18 protein-coding genes are annotated in these 19,799 nt (G+C 55.7%); 16 read left to right on the top strand and 2 right to left on the bottom strand.

Annotation, left to right across the window (positions count from 1 at the left end):
• Nucleotides 1-149 precede the first annotated feature (149 nt).
• The 16 genes from ACTHO6_RS03295 to ACTHO6_RS03370 all read left to right on the top strand — a co-directional run bounded on the left by ACTHO6_RS03295 (nucleotide 150) and on the right by ACTHO6_RS03370 (nucleotide 17,549).
• On the top strand, nucleotides 150-1,766 hold the full coding sequence (locus ACTHO6_RS03295) for a WIAG-tail domain (protein ID WP_440239302.1): 1,617 nt from the start codon (nucleotides 150-152) through the stop codon (nucleotides 1,764-1,766).
• A 188-nt stretch (nucleotides 1,767-1,954) separates the two neighbouring features.
• Nucleotides 1,955-3,244 carry an asparagine--tRNA ligase gene (gene asnS / locus ACTHO6_RS03300; RefSeq protein ID WP_440239304.1) on the top strand — a complete coding sequence of 430 codons (1,290 nt, stop codon included), beginning with the start codon at nucleotides 1,955-1,957 and terminating at the stop codon, nucleotides 3,242-3,244.
• A gap of 139 nt (nucleotides 3,245-3,383) precedes the next feature.
• The gene (locus ACTHO6_RS03305) at nucleotides 3,384-4,067 is read left to right on the top strand and encodes a DnaD domain-containing protein (protein WP_440239306.1); all 684 of its coding nucleotides are present in this window, start codon (nucleotides 3,384-3,386) and stop codon (nucleotides 4,065-4,067) included.
• Nucleotides 4,068-4,178: 111 nt separating this feature from the next.
• Nucleotides 4,179-4,601, top strand: coding sequence for a hypothetical protein (locus ACTHO6_RS03310; RefSeq protein ID WP_440239308.1), 423 nt, complete (start codon nucleotides 4,179-4,181; stop codon nucleotides 4,599-4,601).
• Nucleotides 4,582-5,760: a glycosyltransferase family 4 protein gene (locus ACTHO6_RS03315; RefSeq protein ID WP_440239310.1), complete on the top strand. Its 1,179-nt coding sequence runs from the start codon at nucleotides 4,582-4,584 to the stop codon at nucleotides 5,758-5,760. Before ACTHO6_RS03310 ends, ACTHO6_RS03315 begins: the two co-directional genes overlap by 20 nt.
• A 121-nt stretch (nucleotides 5,761-5,881) precedes the next feature.
• Nucleotides 5,882-6,928 (top strand): glucose-1-phosphate thymidylyltransferase, encoded by a 1,047-nt coding sequence (locus ACTHO6_RS03320; RefSeq protein WP_440239312.1) that lies wholly within the window; start codon nucleotides 5,882-5,884, stop codon nucleotides 6,926-6,928.
• Nucleotides 6,925-7,728, top strand: a complete 804-nt coding sequence (locus tag ACTHO6_RS03325; protein WP_440239314.1) for a glycosyltransferase family 2 protein — start codon at nucleotides 6,925-6,927, stop codon at nucleotides 7,726-7,728. Before ACTHO6_RS03320 ends, ACTHO6_RS03325 begins: the two co-directional genes overlap by 4 nt.
• Complete coding sequence (locus ACTHO6_RS03330) at nucleotides 7,725-8,675, top strand: NAD-dependent epimerase/dehydratase family protein (protein ID WP_440239316.1); 951 nt, start codon at nucleotides 7,725-7,727, stop codon at nucleotides 8,673-8,675. Before ACTHO6_RS03325 ends, ACTHO6_RS03330 begins: the two co-directional genes overlap by 4 nt.
• Before the next feature lie 25 nt (nucleotides 8,676-8,700).
• Nucleotides 8,701-9,777: a glycosyltransferase gene (locus tag ACTHO6_RS03335; RefSeq protein WP_440239318.1), complete on the top strand. Its 1,077-nt coding sequence runs from the start codon at nucleotides 8,701-8,703 to the stop codon at nucleotides 9,775-9,777.
• 9 nt (nucleotides 9,778-9,786) lie between these two features.
• Nucleotides 9,787-11,073, top strand: coding sequence for a UDP-glucose dehydrogenase family protein (locus ACTHO6_RS03340; RefSeq protein WP_440239320.1), 1,287 nt, complete (start codon nucleotides 9,787-9,789; stop codon nucleotides 11,071-11,073).
• 107 nt (nucleotides 11,074-11,180) lie between these two features.
• A complete protein-coding gene (gene pepF / locus ACTHO6_RS03345) occupies nucleotides 11,181-13,037 on the top strand; it encodes an oligoendopeptidase F (RefSeq protein WP_440239322.1) in 1,857 nt (618 codons plus the stop codon).
• A gap of 211 nt (nucleotides 13,038-13,248) precedes the next feature.
• On the top strand, nucleotides 13,249-14,037 hold the full coding sequence (locus tag ACTHO6_RS03350; RefSeq protein ID WP_440239324.1) for an SDR family oxidoreductase: 789 nt from the start codon (nucleotides 13,249-13,251) through the stop codon (nucleotides 14,035-14,037).
• A 49-nt stretch (nucleotides 14,038-14,086) separates the two neighbouring features.
• Nucleotides 14,087-14,578, top strand: a complete 492-nt coding sequence (locus ACTHO6_RS03355) for a YajQ family cyclic di-GMP-binding protein (protein WP_440239326.1) — start codon at nucleotides 14,087-14,089, stop codon at nucleotides 14,576-14,578.
• Between the two features lie 91 nt (nucleotides 14,579-14,669).
• Nucleotides 14,670-15,146 carry a hypothetical protein gene (locus tag ACTHO6_RS03360; RefSeq protein ID WP_440239328.1) on the top strand — a complete coding sequence of 159 codons (477 nt, stop codon included), beginning with the start codon at nucleotides 14,670-14,672 and terminating at the stop codon, nucleotides 15,144-15,146.
• Between the two features lie 118 nt (nucleotides 15,147-15,264).
• Nucleotides 15,265-16,923 (top strand): AMP-binding protein, encoded by a 1,659-nt coding sequence (locus tag ACTHO6_RS03365; RefSeq protein WP_440239330.1) that lies wholly within the window; start codon nucleotides 15,265-15,267, stop codon nucleotides 16,921-16,923.
• A 113-nt stretch (nucleotides 16,924-17,036) separates the two neighbouring features.
• Nucleotides 17,037-17,549: an N-acetyltransferase family protein gene (locus ACTHO6_RS03370; protein WP_440239332.1), complete on the top strand. Its 513-nt coding sequence runs from the start codon at nucleotides 17,037-17,039 to the stop codon at nucleotides 17,547-17,549.
• A gap of 107 nt (nucleotides 17,550-17,656) precedes the next feature.
• On the opposite strand, the gene leuD is transcribed toward ACTHO6_RS03370, so the two are convergent.
• Entirely contained in the window at nucleotides 17,657-18,262 is a 606-nt protein-coding gene (leuD, locus tag ACTHO6_RS03375; protein ID WP_440239335.1) for a 3-isopropylmalate dehydratase small subunit, read from the bottom strand.
• Nucleotides 18,259-19,689 carry a 3-isopropylmalate dehydratase large subunit gene (gene leuC, locus ACTHO6_RS03380; RefSeq protein WP_440239424.1) on the bottom strand — a complete coding sequence of 477 codons (1,431 nt, stop codon included), beginning with the start codon at nucleotides 19,687-19,689 and terminating at the stop codon, nucleotides 18,259-18,261. The genes leuD and leuC overlap by 4 nt, the downstream gene beginning before the upstream one ends.
• Between the last annotated feature and the right edge of the window lie 110 nt (nucleotides 19,690-19,799).

Here is a 19,799-nt window from a genome sequence, read left to right on the forward strand (position 1 = left end):
TCGTTGCCCGAACCTGTCGGCCCATCATTTTGTTGGGCTGGCAGGTTTTTTTATCGGGGAAACAAATTTCGCGGTGCGGTGCCAAATGCCTAGAGGGTGAATATGTTACAAAATAAGACAGGAATGACATCAGGAGGCAAGGAGACTCTATGGCGAATGGGAACCGAAAAAAACCGGGCAAAGGCCTGGGCAAAACATTCCGGCAGACGTTGCATGAAATTCCGCTGATGCAGACGTCTTCTACGGTGCAGCGCGACTGGATCGACGACCTGGAGCTGGAGTTGGAGCTGTTGGAGAGCGAACCCATCAGCAGCGGAAAGCCTGGCGCTCATGCACCCAGAAATCCCGTGCAACTGCCGCTGCAAAAAATGCCCAAGCAGGGCGTGTCCTCCAATCAGACGACGTTTTCCAAAATCATCAAAGAGCGCAAGAGCGACCGGGTGCACGTGCCAGTCGACACCGATGACTTGGCAGATCAGTCCGTCACCACGGAGAAAATCGCCGATCATGCCGTTGATTCCTCCAAGATCAAGCCGGGTTCGATTGAGACAGCCTTGTTGCAGGATGATGCGGTGGACAGCAGCAAGCTCGCGGACAAGAGCGTGACGGCAAGCAAGCTAAAGCAGGAGGCAGTCGGGTCCCAGCATATTCGCGAAGGAGCCATTTTGCCTCATCATCTAGCGGAAAGCAGCGTGGACGGCAGACAGATTGCGCCTGGTTGCGTGACCGGGCGGCATATCGCCTTTCACACCATCTACAGCCAGCATTTGCAGCCGGAGTCGATCACCCGCGATAAAATCGGTCCGTATGCCGTCTTGACCGAGCATTTGGAGCATGCAAGCGTCACGTCGGACAAAGTAGCCAGAGCTTCTATCGGTAGTATGCACATCCAGGCTGGCAGCATCCAGACGAGCCACTTGCAGGAGGGGGTGGTCACTGCGCGAAAAATCGGGGAGCAGCAGGTCACGACAGGAAAAATCGCGGATCAAGCTGTCACGCACGATCAATTGGCGAACAGAAGCGTGGGGGAGCAGCACCTGATCGAAGAAAGCGTCCGCACGAGGCACCTGGCGGCCGGGGCTGTTTGCGCGGAAAAACTGGCGCAGCGTTCGATTGAAGGACAGCACCTGAGCGATCGTGTCGTGGGCCGTCACCATCTGCAAGACGATGCAATTCGGACTCAGCATCTGCACAAGGGCGCGGTAACCGCAGAAAAGCTGGCCGATCATGCGGTCACGGGAGCGAAAATCGCATCGAGAGCGATTGGGACGAACCATCTTTCCGATCAGTCGGTTACGCAGGAGAAGCTGGCTTTTCGGGCCGTAGAGACCCATCGACACCGGGGGATGACGTTGCAGCAATTCGGCTTTGTCCCATTCCGCATCCCGGCAAAAAGCCAGATCGCAGATGTCACGGTACGTCTGCCGCTGCCTTATGCCGATACGCACTATTGTCTGGTGGCAATGACCAATCAGGCAGGGGTGTCTGCTGCCTTGAAGTACACGAAACGCACCTCGGCCGTGCTGACGGTTTTTCGTCACGAGACCGGACAGGAAGACAGCGGCGTGCTACAGTGGATCGCGATCGGAGAAAAAGGCGAGCCTGTCCACGACGAGCTTCATGGGCTGCCGATGCATCTGTACGAGGAGGACGTTCTGGAGGAAGACTGGGAAGAGGGCGACTACGAGGCGGATGAAGAGCAAGGAGCGGAAGACGACGAATTCGGCGCCGAAGCGGCTGGCGACACAGACGACGGGAACACCTAGCGCAAGGGCAAAAGCAGGGGAGTCGCTGGCGAACGCACCAGCCGATCTCCGCTGCCTTTTGTTTACATAATTATATTATGGTCATCATCTGAAAGGGAGTCTTTCATTGAATTTGCCTTCCCCCAATAGTATAATGATGGGGTGTACATAGTCTGTTGTGTGGCATGGTAAATGGAGGGAACAATTCGATGTTGACGACGATTGCCCGGGTAGGGCAGCATGTTGGACAAGAAGTGCGCATTGGATGTTGGCTGTACAACAAGCGCAGCAGCGGCAAGATTCAGTTTCTGCAGCTTCGCGACGGGTCCGGCTTCATCCAGGGCGTGGTAGTAAAAGCAGAAGTAGCGGAAGACGTATGGGAAAAAGCGTCCCGACTGACCCAGGAAAGCTCTTTATACATAACCGGTGTCGTTCGCGCAGATGACCGCGCTCCAAGCGGCTTCGAGCTGACGGTAACAGGCGTGGAGATCATTCAGATTGCCCAGGAATACCCGATCTCGCTGAAGGAGCACGGCGTCGACTTCCTGATGGATCACCGCCATCTGTGGTTGCGCACTCCGCGTCAGCGTGCTGTCATGGCGGTTCGCTCTGAAGTGATTCGCGCTGTCTATGAATTTTTCCACGAAAATGGCTTCGTGAAAGTAGACCCGCCTATCCTGACGCCGACTTCGGCAGAAGGAACAACGAACCTGTTCCATACCAAATATTTTGATGAAGACGCCTATCTGTCCCAATCCGGCCAGTTGTACATGGAAGCTGCCGCAATGGCATTGGGCCGCGTATTCTCGTTTGGTCCGACCTTCCGTGCGGAAAAATCGAAAACCCGTCGTCACCTGATCGAATTTTGGATGATCGAGCCGGAGATGGCGTTTGTCGACCATGAGGAAAACTTGCGCATTCAAGAAGCGTTTGTGTCCCACATCGTGCAATCCGTCCTGAAAAACTGCCAGCAGGAGCTGAAAACGCTGGAGCGCGATACGACCAAGCTGCAAAACGTAACGGGCTCCTTCCCGCGCATCACCTATGATGATGCGATCAAGCTGTTGCAGGAAAAAGGCAGCGAGATCAAGTGGGGCGACGACTTCGGTGCGCCAGACGAGACGCTGATCGCCGACCACTTCGACAAGCCGGTGTTCATCACACACTATCCGACCGAGATCAAGGCATTCTACATGAAGCCCGATCCGGAGCGTCCGGAAGTGGTGCTGTGTGCGGACATGATCGCGCCGGAAGGCTACGGGGAGATCATCGGCGGCAGCCAGCGCATCGACGATCCGGAGCTGTTGGCGAAGCGCTTTGCCGAGCATGAGCTGTCCGAGGAAGCGTATCGCTGGTACATGGATCTGCGCAAATACGGTTCCGTTCCTCACTCCGGTTTCGGACTGGGCCTTGAGCGGACGATTGCCTGGATTTGCGGGCTGGATCACGTGCGCGAAACGATTCCATTCCCGCGCATGCTCTATCGCCTCTATCCGTAAGGTACTTTTTCGGCATTCCCATACACCCTGTTGCGAGAGGGCAGCAGGGTGTTCCTATTGTAGGGCGTGAAGGGCGGCGCGTATGGACGCCCTTTCTTTGTGACTCCAAGTTACTCCAACCCAGAGGTGAACATGCGTTATGGATTCCCACATATTGCAGTTGTTGCAAGAAGGTGCAACATCCGTCTCCAACCTTCTTCTGAAGATGTACAAACGAATGTCCTTGGCAGACGACGAAATGATGCTGCTCATTCATCTGCTTTCTTTTCAGCAGGAAGGGAATCGTTTTCCGACCTTGACCGAGCTGGAGGAACGCATGTCCATGTCCAGCATGCGATTGATCCAATCGCTGCAAAAGCTCTTGAAGGAAGACTGGATCCGCATCGACGAGTTTATCGACCCGCATACGGGGCTGCGCCATGAGCAGTACAATCTGACCCCGTTGTACAAAAAACTGTACCAGACCTGGCGCGAGCAGCAGCCCGATCCCCGGATGTTGGAGACGTTCCAGGAGACAGCAGTCACCGTGGACTCCGAGCCGGTGGGGCTTTATTCCCGGTTTGAACAAGCTTTTGGCCGGCCCCTGTCTCCGTTTGAACTGGAGAGCATCCACATGTGGACAGAGCAGGACGGTTATGAGGAAGAGCTGATTTTGACAGCCTTGCGCGAAGCCGCAACCGTCGGCAAGCTGCACATTCGCTATATCGACCGCATTCTTCTGGAGTGGCAAAAACAGCAAATTACCACGGTCGAGCAGGCCCGGCTGTACAGCCTGAACTTCCGCAGACAAACCCAATCCAAGGACTTTCGACAACCGCTTTGATGCCAGCTATCAAAGCGGTTTTTTCTATTGTCTGTCACCTTTGTACGCGTACCCATTTTCCGCGTTTGTCATAGCATATTACGTAGAAGTACGTTGCAGGAGGGAAGACTGATGGAAAAACGCAAAAAATGGGATCTGCCGCATTGGGTCACGCCAGGAGTCTTTTCTGGCCATTTTGTGGTCGATGAAGCGGTGGAGCGCATCTCGATTGTGAAGCCTGGTGAAAAAGGACAGGAGGTGGAAAAAGCGACAGCGACGGAAAAGACCGCTTGCGCGCAGCCCGCAGAGGGGCAGGAGCTGGTGCTGGAACCGAAATTCGAGATTATCATGAGAGAAACCGACGTGGTCACCACCGCGCAGCTGGAGAAGCTGGAAGAAGAGGTTGCCGCTTTGAAGGAGTCGCTTGCCGCCTGGGAAAAACGGTGGAAAAAAGCCGAAGAAGAGCAGGCCAAAGAAAGGCAATATCTGTATCAGGTGGTTCTTTCCTTGAAAAAGGAGTGGGAGAGCGAGCGTAATGAACATCGCCATAATTAGCCCGGGGCCATTCTCTGTGCCACCCGTCAAAGGCAGCTCGGTGGAGCACGACATCGACGAAGTGACGAAGATGATCGATCCCGAGCACAAAGTGACGATCTACACCCGGCGCTGTGCGACCTACCCCAAGTCGTCCGTGGAGGACAACCGGGAGTTCATTCGCTTCTCGTACGATGGTCCGACGCCTTATTTGCGCAAGATCATCAAGCATATTCGCAAGCATAAACCGGATGTCATTCTCGTGGAAAATCGGCCGATATACGTCTTGCAGCTGAAAAAGCATTTTCCGCACATTCCGGTTTTCGTCAACATGCATTCGCACGTCTATGGTTCTCCTGCCATGATTAGCAAAGCAAAAATGAAGCGTGTCGTCCGGCTGTCTTCCGGATTTATCACGAACAGCGAGTTTTTGCGCCAGCATTTTATCAAGTCGTGCAAAATCCCCCCGCACAAGATTCATGCCGTTCATCTCGGGGTGGATGTATCGCCGTATCAGGTGGCGAAGCTGCACTATACGATCAAAAAGCTGCGCAAACAGATCGGCCTTGCCCCGGATGACCGTGTCCTGTTTTATGCGGGAAGGCTCATGCGGGGAAAAGGCGTTCATCTTCTCATCAAAGCGTTTCACAAGATCAGCAAGCAAGATCCGCGGGCGCGGCTGGTCATCGTCGGCGGAACCGGTTACGGGAGCAATCGCCTGAATCCGTACGTGCGGGAGCTGAAAAGACTGGCGAAGCCGCTTGGCGACAAGGTACGCTTCGTCAATTTTGTGCCCAGTGCGCAGATGCCGCTCTATTACCAGATTGGCGATATCGTGGCGACCCCTTCTATATGGAAGGAAGCGTTTTGCCGCGTCAACCTGGAGGCCATGGCATCCGGCAAGCCTGTCATTTCCACAACGCGGGGCGGGGTCAAGGAGGTTGTCACGCATCAGGGCAGCGGGTTCTTGCTGCCGCCCAAAGACTGGGAACAGGAACTGCCGGCGATTTGGGAGCTGCTCTGGAGCACGCCGCACATCCGCACGGAAATGGGCAAACAGGCCTTGCTTCGAGCCAAGCAATTCTCCTGGTACGCGACGGCCCAAGGCTATTTGCACGTGTTGGCGAGTGCGGTGGGAAAACGTCCGAAAGAAAAGCAGTCGCTCCTGAAAACAGGCTGAGCGCTTGTGCAGCCGCTGGGTGATTGCCCTTTCTTTGTGGCAAGTGGACGCCTGCCCTGTCCAGATATCACGAGGCGCATACCTTATAAGTATCGCAGAGCACAACTGGGGAGTGATACTTGTGAAAGGGTTAATCTTGTGTGCTGGACGTGGTACGCGACTGCACCCCTTTTCCTATTCGCAACCAAAAACCCTCCTCCCTGTGGCCAATCATCCGGTATTACACTACTGCATCAGCAAATTGCGTGATGTGGGTGTTCATGACATCGGCATCGTCATCCACCCATCCCAAGTGCAGATTCCTCGCTTAGTAGGCAATGGTAGTCAATTTGGGGCTACCATTACGTTTATCGAGCAGGAGGTGCCGCTTGGAATCGCACATGCTGTCCATTTAGCGCAACCGTTCTTGCAAGACGAACCGTTTATCCTGTTGCTTGGTGACAACTTGTTGATGGATTCGCTGCACGGGCTAATGCGTGCGTTTACCTGTGAAAAATCCGACGGTGCTGTGATGCTAAGTGAAGTGGAGAGACCACAGGATTATGGGATCGCCGAAGTACAGGAAGGGCGTCTGGTCTCCGTGCAAGAAAAACCTCGTCAGCCAAAGAGCAATCTGGCTGTCATTGGCGCATACCTGTTTACCCCACCCATTTTTGAGTCGATTGCTACACTGCAGCCATCCGCCCGCGGTGAATATGAAATCACGGATGCGATCCAGTCGATGATTGATCGCGGCTTTCATATTGCGCATGCCATTACGAGCGGCAAGTATTCCGATGTGGGAACCATTGATCGCTGGCTGGAGGCCAACCGCTGGATGCTGACAAAAGAGTTGGGCCAGACGCATCAGATCGGGAGAAGGTCCGTTGTCACCAACTGCGAGATTGTCGGGCCTGTGGTGATTGGGGAAGACTGTCACATTGAAAACTGTCGGCTGGGGCCGTATGTTTCGATTCAAAATGGCGTGCATCTAAAAAATTGTACGCATATTGAAAACAGCATTTTGCTGGAAAACAGCTCGCTCATGGACGTCGCCTGGAGTGTCACGGACAGTGTATTCGGAAGGTCGTCTCAATTGACAGGGCAGTCAGCCAATGCGAGCGGCGTCTTCATTTTAAGCGACAAGTCATCGATTCGCATCCCAGCTGTGAAGAGGGAGGACAGATGAATCCAACCTTTACCGTGGTCATCCCGACGTACAATCGCGCCAAATTCATTCGCAAAGCGATCAACAGTGTCTTGCAGCAGACGACGAAAGACTGGAAGCTGTTAATCATCGACGATGCCTCGACCGACAACACGAGGAAGAAGGTCGAAAAGTATCTGTATCATCCGAACATCATGTACTACCGGATGGAGCAAAACTCCGGCATCGGAAAAGTGATGAACCAGGCCCTGTCGATGGTCGACACGCCGTACCTTTTGCAGCTGGATTCGGACGATTGGCTGCCCAAACGGACACTGGCTGTCTTGAAAAAGTACATTCGCAAAAGCAAAAAAAATACCGCGCTCTACTACGGCAACGTGAAAATCTGGCGAGTGCGGCGCGGGAAATACTACAATCCGTTTCTCGTCAAGCACAAACATTTTCGCAACAAATATGAATTTTTGAAGTACAACCGCTGGATGGTGGCGCCGCGCTGCTATCGGGTTGAGGCGCTACGCGAGGTGGGAGGATGGGACACCTCCGACAAATACGAAGGCAGAATCATGGAGGATCGCCGCATCATTTTGCGGCTCATTGAAAAATACCGCGTCCGGTTCATCAATCGCAAGCTGTACAACCGGACGAAGCACAAAGGGCAGTTGACCGACGACAAGATGAAGCGAAGACGCAATCATTTGCGGAAAAAAACGTTCAAATACTACCTCAAGCGCTGGGGAAACAAATACAAAGCGGTCTACGGCTACAAGGATGGCTATCTCGTCATTAGACGGTTGAAGAAAGTGAGGCGGCGGAAGCGATGACAAAAGCACTTGTCACCGGTTGTGCTGGTTTTATCGGGTCTCATTTGACCCAGCGCTTGCTAAATGACGGGGTGACAGTGATCGGCATCGACGGGTTTGTCGATAACTACGATGTTGCTGCCAAGCTCCGCAATCTCGCAGAGATCGGAAGCCATACCGCTTTTACTTTTCATTCCACCATGCTGCAGGCAGAGCGGTGGAAAGACTGGCTGGACGGAGTGGATGTGGTCTATCACCTGGCTGCGCTGCCCGGGGTGCGGAACAGCTGGGGCAAGGCATTCGCCGAGTATGTCAGTCACAATATTTTGGCGACCCAGCTGCTTCTGGAGGCGTGCATGCAAAGGCCAAAGCCGCCTGTCATCGTCGTCTCTTCTTCCTCTTCTGTGTACGGCACGATGCAAGGGACGCTGACGGACGAATCCGCTCCGCTGCGTCCCGTATCACCGTATGGCGTCACGAAGGAAGCGATGGAGCAGGTATGCTCCGTCTACGTCAAAGCGTACGGGCTGCCGATTACGATGCTGCGCTATTTTACCGTGTACGGCCCGAGACAACGACCAGACATGGCTTTTCACCGCTTTTTCCGGCAAATGATGAAGGGAGATCCCGTCGTCGTTTACGGAGATGGGCAGCAATCGCGAGACTTTACCTACGTAACGGACGCCGTAGAGGCCAACCTATTGGCGGGGCGCCACGCTGCACCGGGGGAGATATTCAATATAGGTGGAAATCGTGAAGTCAAATTGATTGACGTGCTGAACATCATGGGCACGCTCTTGAATCTCTCGCCGAACATCAGTTTTCAGCCCGGCCCGGCAGGCGACTCGCTGCGCACGTGTGCGGACATTCGGCTGGCGGAACGACGCCTGGGCTATCGTCCGCAAGTTTCCCTGGAAGAGGGGCTTCGCCGGCAGTTGGCGGATATGCGTTTGCAGTCGCGAAGCTAAAACTCGAAAATAGGAGGCCAGTTGCATGCATCGGGTCCTCGTCTATCGGAGAAAATTCCTGCCCAGAAGCGAAACCTTCATTTACGAGCAATTGCTTGGGCATCAGAGAGTCCGACCGGTCGTCCTGACCAGACAGCGACCGTTCAACCGCAAACAGTTTCCGTACGCGCCGGTTCATGTGCGCAAAAGCATGGCGGGCCTTTCCGGATGGCTGAAACGAAACAGGATCGCCTGTTTGCATGCGCGATTTGGTCCGGCAGGTCTGGAGCTGCTTCCCTACGCCAAAAAAGCGGGCTTGCCTTTGATTACTTCGTTTCACGGCTTTGACGCGACCAAGCGCGTGCGGGAAAATCCGGGCTATCGCCGCTCGTTGAAGCGACTGTTTCGCTATGGCAAGGCGTTTACCGTCGTCAGCCATCACATGAAAAAGCGGCTGATCCGTCTGGGCTGCCCAGGTGACAAAATCACGCTGATTCGCTCCGGCATTGATTTGCGCAAATTTCCGATGCTGCCGCCGCAGCCGGTCCAGGATGGCGAGTACCGTTTGCTCAGCGTTGGCCGTTTGACGGAGAAGAAAGGCATGGATACGTTAATCAAGGCGTTCGCGCAGGTGCACCAAAAGCATCCGAAGGCCAAGCTGATTATCGTGGGCGACGGCGAGGAAAAGAAAAAGCTGCGAAAGCTGGTGGCCCAATACAAGCTGGGCAGGCAGATCGTCTTCAAGGGCGCTTTGCCGCATCAGGCGGTGCAGCGCGAACTGGCGCGATGCCATCTGTTTGTCATTGCGTGCAAAACGGCGAAAAACGGCGACCAGGAAGGAATCCCGAACGTGCTGATGGAAGCGATGGCGTCCGGCAGGCCCGTGGTTTCGACGTATCATGCAGGCATTCCCGAACTGGTGGAGCACGGAGAGTCCGGCTATCTCGTCCCGGAGCGTTCCCCGACGAAGCTCGGCAGGATGATTAACCACGCGCTGGCTTCTGTTCATGAATGGCCGGAAATGACGGCGCGCGCCCGGATGAAGGTGGAGAATCAGCACGACATTCATAAGCAGCGTCTCAAGCTGGAAGAGCTTTATTTGCGTGTGATGAAAAAAGGATGAGGTGAAAGGATGAAAGTTGCCGTGATCGGTACCGGCTACGTCGGGTTGACTACTGCTGTCTCGCTGGCCATGAACGGCCATCAGGTGATCGGCGTCGATCTGGACGAAGCAAAAATTGTCAAGCTGAGGCAAGGCATTTCGCCCATCTACGAGCCTGGAGTGGAGGGGGCGCTGAACCAGGTGCTGAACAGCGGCGCCTTGTCGTTTACCACGAAGCTTGCGGAAGCGCAGGACGCGGACGTTTTCTTTGTTTGCGTCGGTACTCCGGAGGCGGCTGACGGAACGGCCGATTTGCGCTATGTGTACAGTGCCGTAGCGGCGATCGAAGGAATGCAGCAGGCTGCTCCCAAAAGGCGTATCGTCGTCATCAAAAGCACGGTGCCAGTCGGGACGGGGGACCAGGTAGCCGAGCTGCTCAGCGGCTGCCCGGAGCTGACGGTCGCGTCCAATCCGGAGTTTTTGCGGGAGGGGAGTGCGCTGGCAGATGCGCTTGCGCCGTCGCGGATTGTCATTGGAGCAGGCGACCCGGGAACGAGCGAGGTCGTGGAGGAACTGTACAAAGCGGTGGACGCTCCGCGCGTGGTCACGACCCGGGCGAACGCCGAACTGATTAAATACGCCTCCAACGCCTTTTTGGCGACGCGCATTTCTTTCATGAATGAGCTGTCGCGGCTGAGTGCGGCACTGGGCACAGATATCGTCACGATTGCAAACGGCATGGGGCTGGACAGCCGGATCGGGCCGGAGTTTTTGCGGGCAGGCGTCGGCTACGGCGGTTCCTGCTTTCCCAAAGACACGATTGCGCTCTTGCAGCTCGCTGCCCAAAACGGCATCTCGCTCGGCATTTTGGAGCAAGTGCGCACGGTCAACGCCACACAGCCTGTCTGGTTTTTGGAGCAGCTGCAACCATTCGTCCCGGACTGTCGCGGCAAGCGGATCGCGGTACTGGGATTGGCGTTCAAACCGGATACGGACGACATTCGCGAGGCGCCGTCTCTGGCCATCCTCCAGGCACTGGAGGAAAAAGGAGCCGCTGTGTACGCCTACGATCCGATCGCAGCGGACGCGGTGCGGCAGAAGTTTCCGAACGTTTCGTACACGAAGACAGCCGAAGAGGCGGTGCAAGGCGCCCATGCCGCGCTCTTGATTACCGAATGGAAACAGTGCGTAGAGCTTCCGTGGGAACAGCTCTACGAAAGCATGGCCCAGCCCGTCTTGCTGGACGGACGCAATGCGTGGCCGGCCCAGATCGTCAAGCAAGCCGGGTTTCACTATGTGGGAGTGGGAAAAAGCTGACTTTTTTGCATGAGAAGCTCAGCTTTTTTTTTTTGCTGCGAAAAAGCGGCCGTCAGCGCATGGGAATCATTTGAACAAGATGGCATAATACGGTAGGATAATCACATATGGATGATTTGACCATGATGGGCATAAGACGAGGGAGTGATTCGGTGAACAAAAGCAAAACATTGCCAAAGCGAAGTGACGTCCCTGCAGAATACAAGTGGCGGTTGGAGGATATTTACGCAACCGACGCGGACTGGGAAAAAGATGTGCAGAAGGCGAAGCTGCTGACCGAGCAGATTGCCGCCTTGAAAGGGACACTGGGGCAGTCCGGGGAGCAACTGCTTGCAGCGCTGACCTTGCAGGACGAGCTGCTGAAGACACTCGATACCGTGTACGTCTACGCGCGTATGCGCCGCGACGAGGACAATGCAAACAGCACCTACCAGGCGCTGACCGACCGTGCCACCAGCCTCAGCACGCAAGTATACGGCGCAATCTCCTACATACAGCCGGAGATTTTGGCGATCCCGACAGAAGAGCTACAGACGTGGATCAACGAAACCGAAGGACTCGCGCATTACCGGATTTTGCTGGATGAGATTACGCGCTTCAAGCCGCATACGCTCTCTGCGGAGGAAGAGGCGCTCCTGGCGAACATGAGCGAGCTGGCTTCTGCTCCGACCAAAATTTTTGGCATGCTGAACAACGCCGACATGAAGTTTCCGATGATTACGGACGAAAACGGCGAAGAGGTAGAGTTGACCAAAGGGCGCTACACGCAGTTCATGGAGAGCAAGGACAGACGCGTGCGCAAGGAAGCCTTCCAGGCGTTGTACGCCACGTACGGCAAGTTCCGCAATACGATTGCGGCAGCGCTGACCTCCGCGATCAAAGGAGACGTCTTTTACGCCCGGACGCGCAAATATCCGTCCGCGCTGCATGCGGCGCTCTTCGCGGATAATGTGGACTTGTCCGTGTACGACAATCTGATTGCGACGATTCGCGAGCATCTGCCGCTCATGCATCGGTACATTGCCCTGCGCAAAAAGCTGCTTGGCGTAGAGGAGTTGCACATGTACGATCTGTACGTGCCGATCGTGCCCGAGGTCGACATGAAAATCCCGTACGACCAGGCGGTGGCCACGATCAAGGAAGCGTTGCGGCCGCTCGGCGAGGAGTACGGACGCGTGCTTGCGGAAGGATTCTCCAATGGCTGGATCGACGTACACGAAAACGAAGGAAAGACGAGCGGGGCGTATTCATGGGGGGCGTACACGACCCATCCGTACGTGCTCATGAACTACCAGGACAACTTGAACAACATGTTTACGCTGGCGCACGAGATGGGCCATGCCCTGCACAGCTACCACTCTAACCAGGCGCAGCCGTACACGTACGCGGACTACAAAATTTTTGTGGCCGAAGTGGCTTCGACGCTCAACGAAGCGCTGCTGATGCATCACCTGCTGCAGACCACAACCGACAAGAAACAGCGGATGTATGTCATCAACTACTACCTGGAGCAATTCCGCGGCACGGTTTTCCGTCAAACGATGTTTGCCGAGTTCGAAAAGATTGTGCATGCGAAGGAGGAGCAGGGAGAGCCGCTGACCGCAGACTCGCTCAGCGCGATTTATCGCGAGCTGAATGTCGCTTATCACGGGCCGGAGATGGTCGTGGACCACGAGGTGGATCTGGAGTGGGCGCGGATCCCGCACTTCTATCGCAACTTCTACGTCTACAAGTACGCCACAGGCTTCTCGGCCGCTACGTCCTTGTCCAAGCAGATTTTGGAGGAAGGCCAGCCGGCTGTGGAACGCTACCTGCAATTCCTCAAGAGCGGCAGCTCCGACTATCCGCTCAATCTGTTGAAAAAGGCAGGCGTGGACATGACAGCTCCGACTCCTATCGCGGAAGCGTTGAGCGTGTTCAAAGGCTTGCTGGATGAAATGGAACAGCTTCTCGCAGAAAAATAAACGGCGTTGCCGCAAACAAGCAGTACGGCTAGCGACGCGCATGGCGATACAACCGAAAAACGGCAACCGCCGCACAACGAGAGGCAGCGGCGAAAAAGAGAAGGGGAGTGTGCGTTTGCCCCTTCTCTTTCTTTTCGTTCGTCAGAAAGTTCTGTAGAATAGAAGGCAAGGAAGTACATACTAAAACCGAATTGCGAAAGGAGTCTTGAACATGGATCTTCACTTGCAAGGCAGGACCGCTCTCGTGCTTGCATCGTCAAAAGGGCTGGGCAAAGCGACCGCGCTCTCCCTGGCGCAGGAGGGAGCCAATGTCACCATTTGCGGCAGGGACGAGCAGGCGCTGGAAGCCGTTCGGGGCGAGATTGAGCAGGCTGCGGGCCAGCCGCCCTTGGCTGTCCAGGTGGATGTGACCAAGCCGGGAGACATCGAGCGAGTCGTGCAGGAAACCGTTCGCCACTTCGGCGGCGTCGACATCCTGGTCAACAACTCGGGCGGACCTGCGACCGGCAAGTTCGAGCAACTGACAGACGAACAGTGGATTTCCGCTTTTGAGCTGAACCTGTTGAGCTACGTCCGGGCCATCCGCGCTGTTTTGCCGCATATGCGCGCCAAGCAGTTCGGACGAATTGTCAACTTCGCTTCCTCCTCGTTCAAGCAGCCGCTGGAAAATCTGATTTTGTCCAATACGTTTCGCACGGGCATTCTCGGACTGGCCAAAACGCTTTCCGCTGAGCTGGGGCCGGATGGCATCCTCATCAACACGATCGGCCCGGGACGGATCGAGACAGACCGTGTGCAGCAACTGGACGGACTGAGTGCCAATGCGCAGGGAGTCAGTGCGGCGGAAGTCCGGCAAAATTGGGAAAAGCAAATCCCGGTGGGCAGATACGGTCATCCCGACGAGTTTGCGCGCATGGTGACGTTTTTGGCATCGCCAGCCAACAGCTATGTCACGGGCCAGTCCTTCCTCGTGGACGGGGGACTGGTTCGGGCGATCTAGGGCAACGCCTGAAAAGAGCGAACAGGCAAAAGCGAAGGAGGCAATGCGCATGAGCAAGGAAAGCTCGTTTGATATCGTGTCCAAAGTAGACTTGTCCGAAGTGAACAACGCCATTCAGACCGCGTTGAAGGAAATCGAGAACCGGTTTGATTTCAAGGGGAGCAAGAGCAGCATCGCGCTGGAAAAAGAAGAGCTTGTCCTCGTCTCGGATGACGACTTCAAGCTCGGTCAGGTCAAGGATATTTTGCTGGGCAAGCTGGTCAAGCGAAATGTGCCGATCAAAAATCTGGATTACGGAAAAATCGAGCCGGCTGCGGGCGGCACCGTGCGTCAGCGGGTAAAGCTGGTGCAGGGCATCGACAAGGACAACGCGAAAAAGATCAACAACATCATCAAGGATGCGGGTCTGAAGGTGAAGACGCACATACAGGACGATCAGATTCGCGTGACCGGAAAAAGCAAGGATGAGCTGCAGCAGGTCATCCTTGCGATTCGCAAGGCAGACTTGCCGCTCGACGTGCAATTTATCAATTATCGCTGACGGCCAGTCAAGTTTTGCTTCTACCTCTCTTTCCTCTCGCATATGCATGTACAAATAAGTGGCAAGCACTTGCGAAAGGGAGAGTAGAGACATGAAGGTCTTTATTATCAGTATGCGCAATCTCATTTTGGGCGGAATCGTCTTCCTGGTTGTTTTGGTGGCGGGAATCGTGCTATTGGTCAAAGATCCGTTGCACGTCTCTGACTCCTATCGTCCGGGCGACACGAGTGTTCCGGCTTCCACCAATGCTCCGCTGAGCCAGCCGGAAGGGGCAGCCAAGCCGTCGCTGAACATGGACATTCAGGTGGAAGGGACGACAGCGGAAGTATCGCTTTTGACGCAAAACTTCGAGTTCGTGCAAGAAAACGGCGAGCTGGCACAAACCCCGGTTTTCGGCAAAGGCCACGCTCATCTGTACCTGGACGGCGAGTCCAAAGGAATGATCTACCATCCGGAGTTCATGCTGAAAAAGCTGCCGAAGGGCGAGCATGAGATTCGTGTGGAGCTGAATTACAGCAACCATCTGCCGTACAAGGTGGAGGCTACGCAAAAAATCGTCGTGAAGTAAAGAAACAGCGTTCCGCTGGGGGACGCTTTTCTTTTTTCACGCGGGAAGGAATATGATAGAGAAGAACGAATCCTTGTTAGTAAAGATAGAATAGTCTGAATGTTCTGGGGGTGCTTGTATGCTGCGGATGATTACGATTGGCAACTTGCTGGATGAGGCGGCCAGCCTGTATCGGGAGAAGGAAGCGCTGGTCTATCAGGAACGATCGCTCCGCTATTCGTTTGCCCAGTTTCAGGAGCTGTGCAACCAGGCGGCACGAGGGTTTATGTCACTCGGCATTCAAAAAGGCGAACATATCGCCATCTGGGCGCCCAATGTACCCGAATGGGTGATTTCGCAATTCGCCACGGCCAAGATGGGCGGTGTGCTGGTGACCGTCAACACGAGCTATCGCGTCCACGAGCTGGAATATTTGCTGCGCCAGTCGGAGTCTACGACATTGCTTTTGGTCGACGGGTATCGCGATGCCAACTACCTGGAGATGATCCGGGAGATTTGCCCGGAGCTTGCCACGTGCGAGCCGGGCGCGCTGGTGTCCAAACGATTGCCGAAATTGCGCAATGTCGTCTACCTGGGCGAAGAGCGGCAGCCTGGCATGTTTGTATGGCAGGACTTGCTGGACAGGGCCGAGCTGGTCAGCGAGGAAGAGCGGCGCTTGCGCCAGGAGTCACTGGCTCCCGATGACGTCATCAACATGCAGTACACGTCCGGAACGACAGGCTTTCCCAAAGGCGTCATGCTATCCCATGTCAATATCGTCAACAACGCGATCAAGGTCGCGGAATGCCAGGGACTCCGGGTAGGGGACCGCGTGTGCATCCCCGTGCCGTTTTTCCACTGCTTTGGCTGCGTCATGGGCACGTTGGCATGCGTTGCGACAGGCGCAACGATGGTTCCGGTCATCGCCTTTGACCCGGGGCTGGTGCTTTCGATTGTCGAAGCCGAGCGCTGCACGGCACTGTACGGCGTGCCTACCATGTTTATCGCCGAACTGAATCATCCGACCTTTGAACAGCGGGACCTCAGCTCGCTGCGCACAGGCATCATGGCTGGTTCCTTGTGTCCGATCGAGGTGATGAAAAAGGTCGTAGACAAAATGGGCATCCGCGATATTACGATTGCCTATGGCCAGACCGAGTCTTCGCCTGTCATTACCCAGACGCGGCCGGAGGATTCCATCGAGCGCAAGGTGTCTACCGTCGGCCGCCTGCACGAAGGAGTCGAGGCGAAGATCATCCATCCTGCCACCGGAGAGATTGTCCCGCCAGGAGTGCAGGGCGAGCTGTGCACACGCGGGTATTTGGTGATGAAAGGCTACTACAATATGCCGGATGAGACAGCGAAGGCGATCGACGAAGAGGGCTGGCTGCATACGGGGGACCTGGCTACTGTAGACGAGGAAGGCTATTACCGGATTACAGGCAGGTTGAAAGATATGATTATTCGCGGCGGGGAAAACATCTACCCGCGCGAAGTCGAGGAGTTTTTGTACACCCATCCGAAAATACTGGACGTCCAGATCGTGGGTGTGCCGGATGCCAAATACGGCGAGCAAGTGCTGGCCTGCATCCGGGTCAAGCCGGGAGAGACATTGACGGAAGAAGAAGTGCTGGCATACTGCGAAGGAAAAATCGCCCGCTTCAAAACGCCGCGCTACGTTCAGATTGTGGATGAATACCCGATGACGGCGTCCGGCAAGATTCAAAAATACAAGCTGCGCGAACAGGCGCTGGCGACGTTGGGTCTCGCCGATTCCGCCCAGACCGAGCTCGCGTAGGCGACAAAAGGGACAAAAAGAAGCGCCAGGACATTTCCTGGCGTTTTCGTTGTCGCAGGCTTTACACCCTGGCAATATTTTCCGTATGATGAGGGGAAAGAGGGAAGCAAAGCATGGACATTCGCCGATTGGGACCAGCGGATACAGATGCGTTTGTCAAAGTAAGGCTGGAAGGGCTGCAAACCGATCCGGACGCGTTCGGCGCCGCCTACGAAGAGGAAATCAAGCGCCCGATGGCCGAATGGCAGGCACGGCTTTCTCAGGGGCCGGAGGGCGACAGCGGCTACTTCGGCGCTTTTGTCGGGGGCGAGCTGGCGGGCCTCATCGGTTATTTCCGGCACCGCGGACTGAAAGCGAGACACAAGGTTTCCGTCGTATCCATGTACGTCCGCGAAGCGTATCGCAAAACAGGAGTTGCGGCCGAGCTGATGCAGGAGGAACTGGCCTTTTTGAGACAGCGGGGAGACATCGACCAGGTACAGCTTGCCGTCGTCACCACGAATCCCGGCGCGGTGCGTTTTTACGAAAAAATGGGCTTTGTGCCCTACGGCCTGGAAAAACGGGCGCTGAAAGCAGGGGAGCGTTACCTTGACGAGTTGCACATGTACATGCTTTTGCGCGACTGACGCAAAAACTGCCGTGCAACAGCAGCGAGCCGTGCAAAAAAGCGAAGGCATGAACAGCTTGCATGCCTTCGCTTCGCGATGAGCCGGACTTGTTTTCGTGGCCCGCTTTACCGGACCTGGTAACGGGCTTGTTGTCTTGCCTCGTAAGCGGCGATTTTGTCTTCGTACTGCAAAGTGATGCCGATATCGTCCAGGCCGTTCAGCAGGCAGTAACGGCGATACGGATCGACCGCGAACGGGTAGGAGAGCCCTTCGCTGTCGCGCACCACCTGCCCCTCAAGATCAATGGTCAGCGCGTAGTTTTCGCGGCTTTGCGCGCGCTGGAACAGTTCATCCACCTGTTCTTCGCTGAGCGTGATCGGCAGGATGCCGTTTTTGAAGCAGTTGTTGTAAAAAATGTCCGCAAAGGACGGAGCGATCACACAGCGGAAGCCGTAGTCCAGCAAGGCCCAGGGAGCGTGTTCGCGGGACGAGCCGCAGCCGAAGTTGTTGCGAGCGAGCAGCACGGTCGCGTCTTTGTACGCCGGCTTGTTCAAAAGAAACGAGTCGATCGGCGTGCCATCGGCCGCAAATCGCCATTCGTAGAACAAAAACTGGCCAAAGCCGGTGCGTTCAATGCGCTTCAGGAATTGCTTCGGGATGATGGCGTCTGTATCAACGTTGACACGGTCCAATGGCGCGACCAGTCCGGTATGGACGACAAATGGATTCATTGGAATACCTCCTTGCTGACGCTTTCTGTTTTCCATTCGCGCACGTCTACGAAGTGGCCCGCAATCGCCGCGGCCGCCGCCATTTCCGGGCTGACCAGGTGCGTGCGTCCGCCGCGGCCTTGTCGGCCTTCGAAGTTGCGGTTGGAGGTAGAAGCGCAGCGCTCTCCTTCCGACAGGACGTCCGGGTTCATGGCGAGGCACATGGAGCAGCCGGATTCGCGCCAGTCAAAGCCGGCTTCCTGGAAAATAAGGTGCAGCCCCTCTTTTTCTGCCTGTTGCTTGACGGCCTGGGAGCCAGGGACGACCATGGCGTGTACGGAAGGGGAGACCTTGCGTCCTTTGGCCACTTCCGCTGCCTTGCGCAAGTCTTCGATCCGACCGTTTGTACAGGAGCCGATGAACACGCGGTCGATCTTGATTTCGCTCATCGGCGTGCCGGGTGCAAGATCCATGTAGGCGAGCGCGTCCTGAGCCGCTTTGCGCTGTGCCGCCGTTTCAAAAGACGCGGGGTCGGGGACGGTGCTGGAAATGCTGGTGCCCATGCCCGGGCTGGTTCCCCAGGTTACTTGCGGCGCAATCGTGGCCGCGTCGATCTCGACCAAGGCGTCGAAGGTTGCGCCTTCGTCTGTGCAGAGCTGTTTCCAGGCTTCTACGGCGGCGAGGAAATCTTCGCCCTGCGGAGCGTAGCGTCTGCCCTTCAGGTAGTCGAACGTCGTTTGGTCCGGGGCGATCAGCCCGGCGCGCGCGCCGCCTTCGATGGTCATGTTGCAGACGGTCATGCGCTCTTCCATCGTCAGCTTGCGGATGGCTTCGCCCGTATATTCCACGACATAGCCGGTCGCAAAGTCCGTTCCGTATTTTGCGATAATCGCCAAAATTAAGTCTTTTGCGCTGACGCCGAATGGCAGCTCGCCGTTCACGCGGACTTCCATCGTTTTCGACTTTAGCTGCGGCAAGCATTGTGTCGCGAGGACATGTTCGACCTCGCTGGTGCCGATTCCGAAGGCGAGAGCGCCGAATGCGCCGTGCGTGGAGGTGTGGCTGTCGCCGCACACGATGGTTTTGCCGGGGTGGGTCAGGCCAAGCTCCGGGCCGATGACGTGGACGATTCCTTGGTCCGGGCTGTTCAGGTCAGCGAGCGTAATGCCGAACTCGCGGCAGTTTGCCGTCAACGTCTCCATTTGCTGGCGGGAGATCGGGTCCTTTACATGAAAGCGGTCTGCGGTCGGCACGTTGTGGTCCATGGTGGCAAAGGTCAGCTCGGGACGGCGGACTTTGCGGCCAGCCAGGCGGAGTCCTTCGAATGCCTGGGGCGAAGTGACCTCGTGTACCAGGTGCAGGTCGATGTACAGAAGGCTCGGTTTTCCCGGTTCCTCGTGGATTACGTGATTGTCCCAAATCTTTTCGAACATCGTGCGGGGTTTCATCATCGGTTTCCTCCTTCGTGCAAAACTCTTATCAAGGTTGTATCATGGGAAAGGAAATCGTTCAAAGATATAATAATTATGAGAAGGATAGCTTTTGCCTATCGGGAGGG

The organism is Brevibacillus sp. SAFN-007a (assembly GCF_051967035.1).
In the GTDB taxonomy this organism is placed as follows: Bacteria; Bacillota; Bacilli; order Brevibacillales; family Brevibacillaceae; genus Brevibacillus.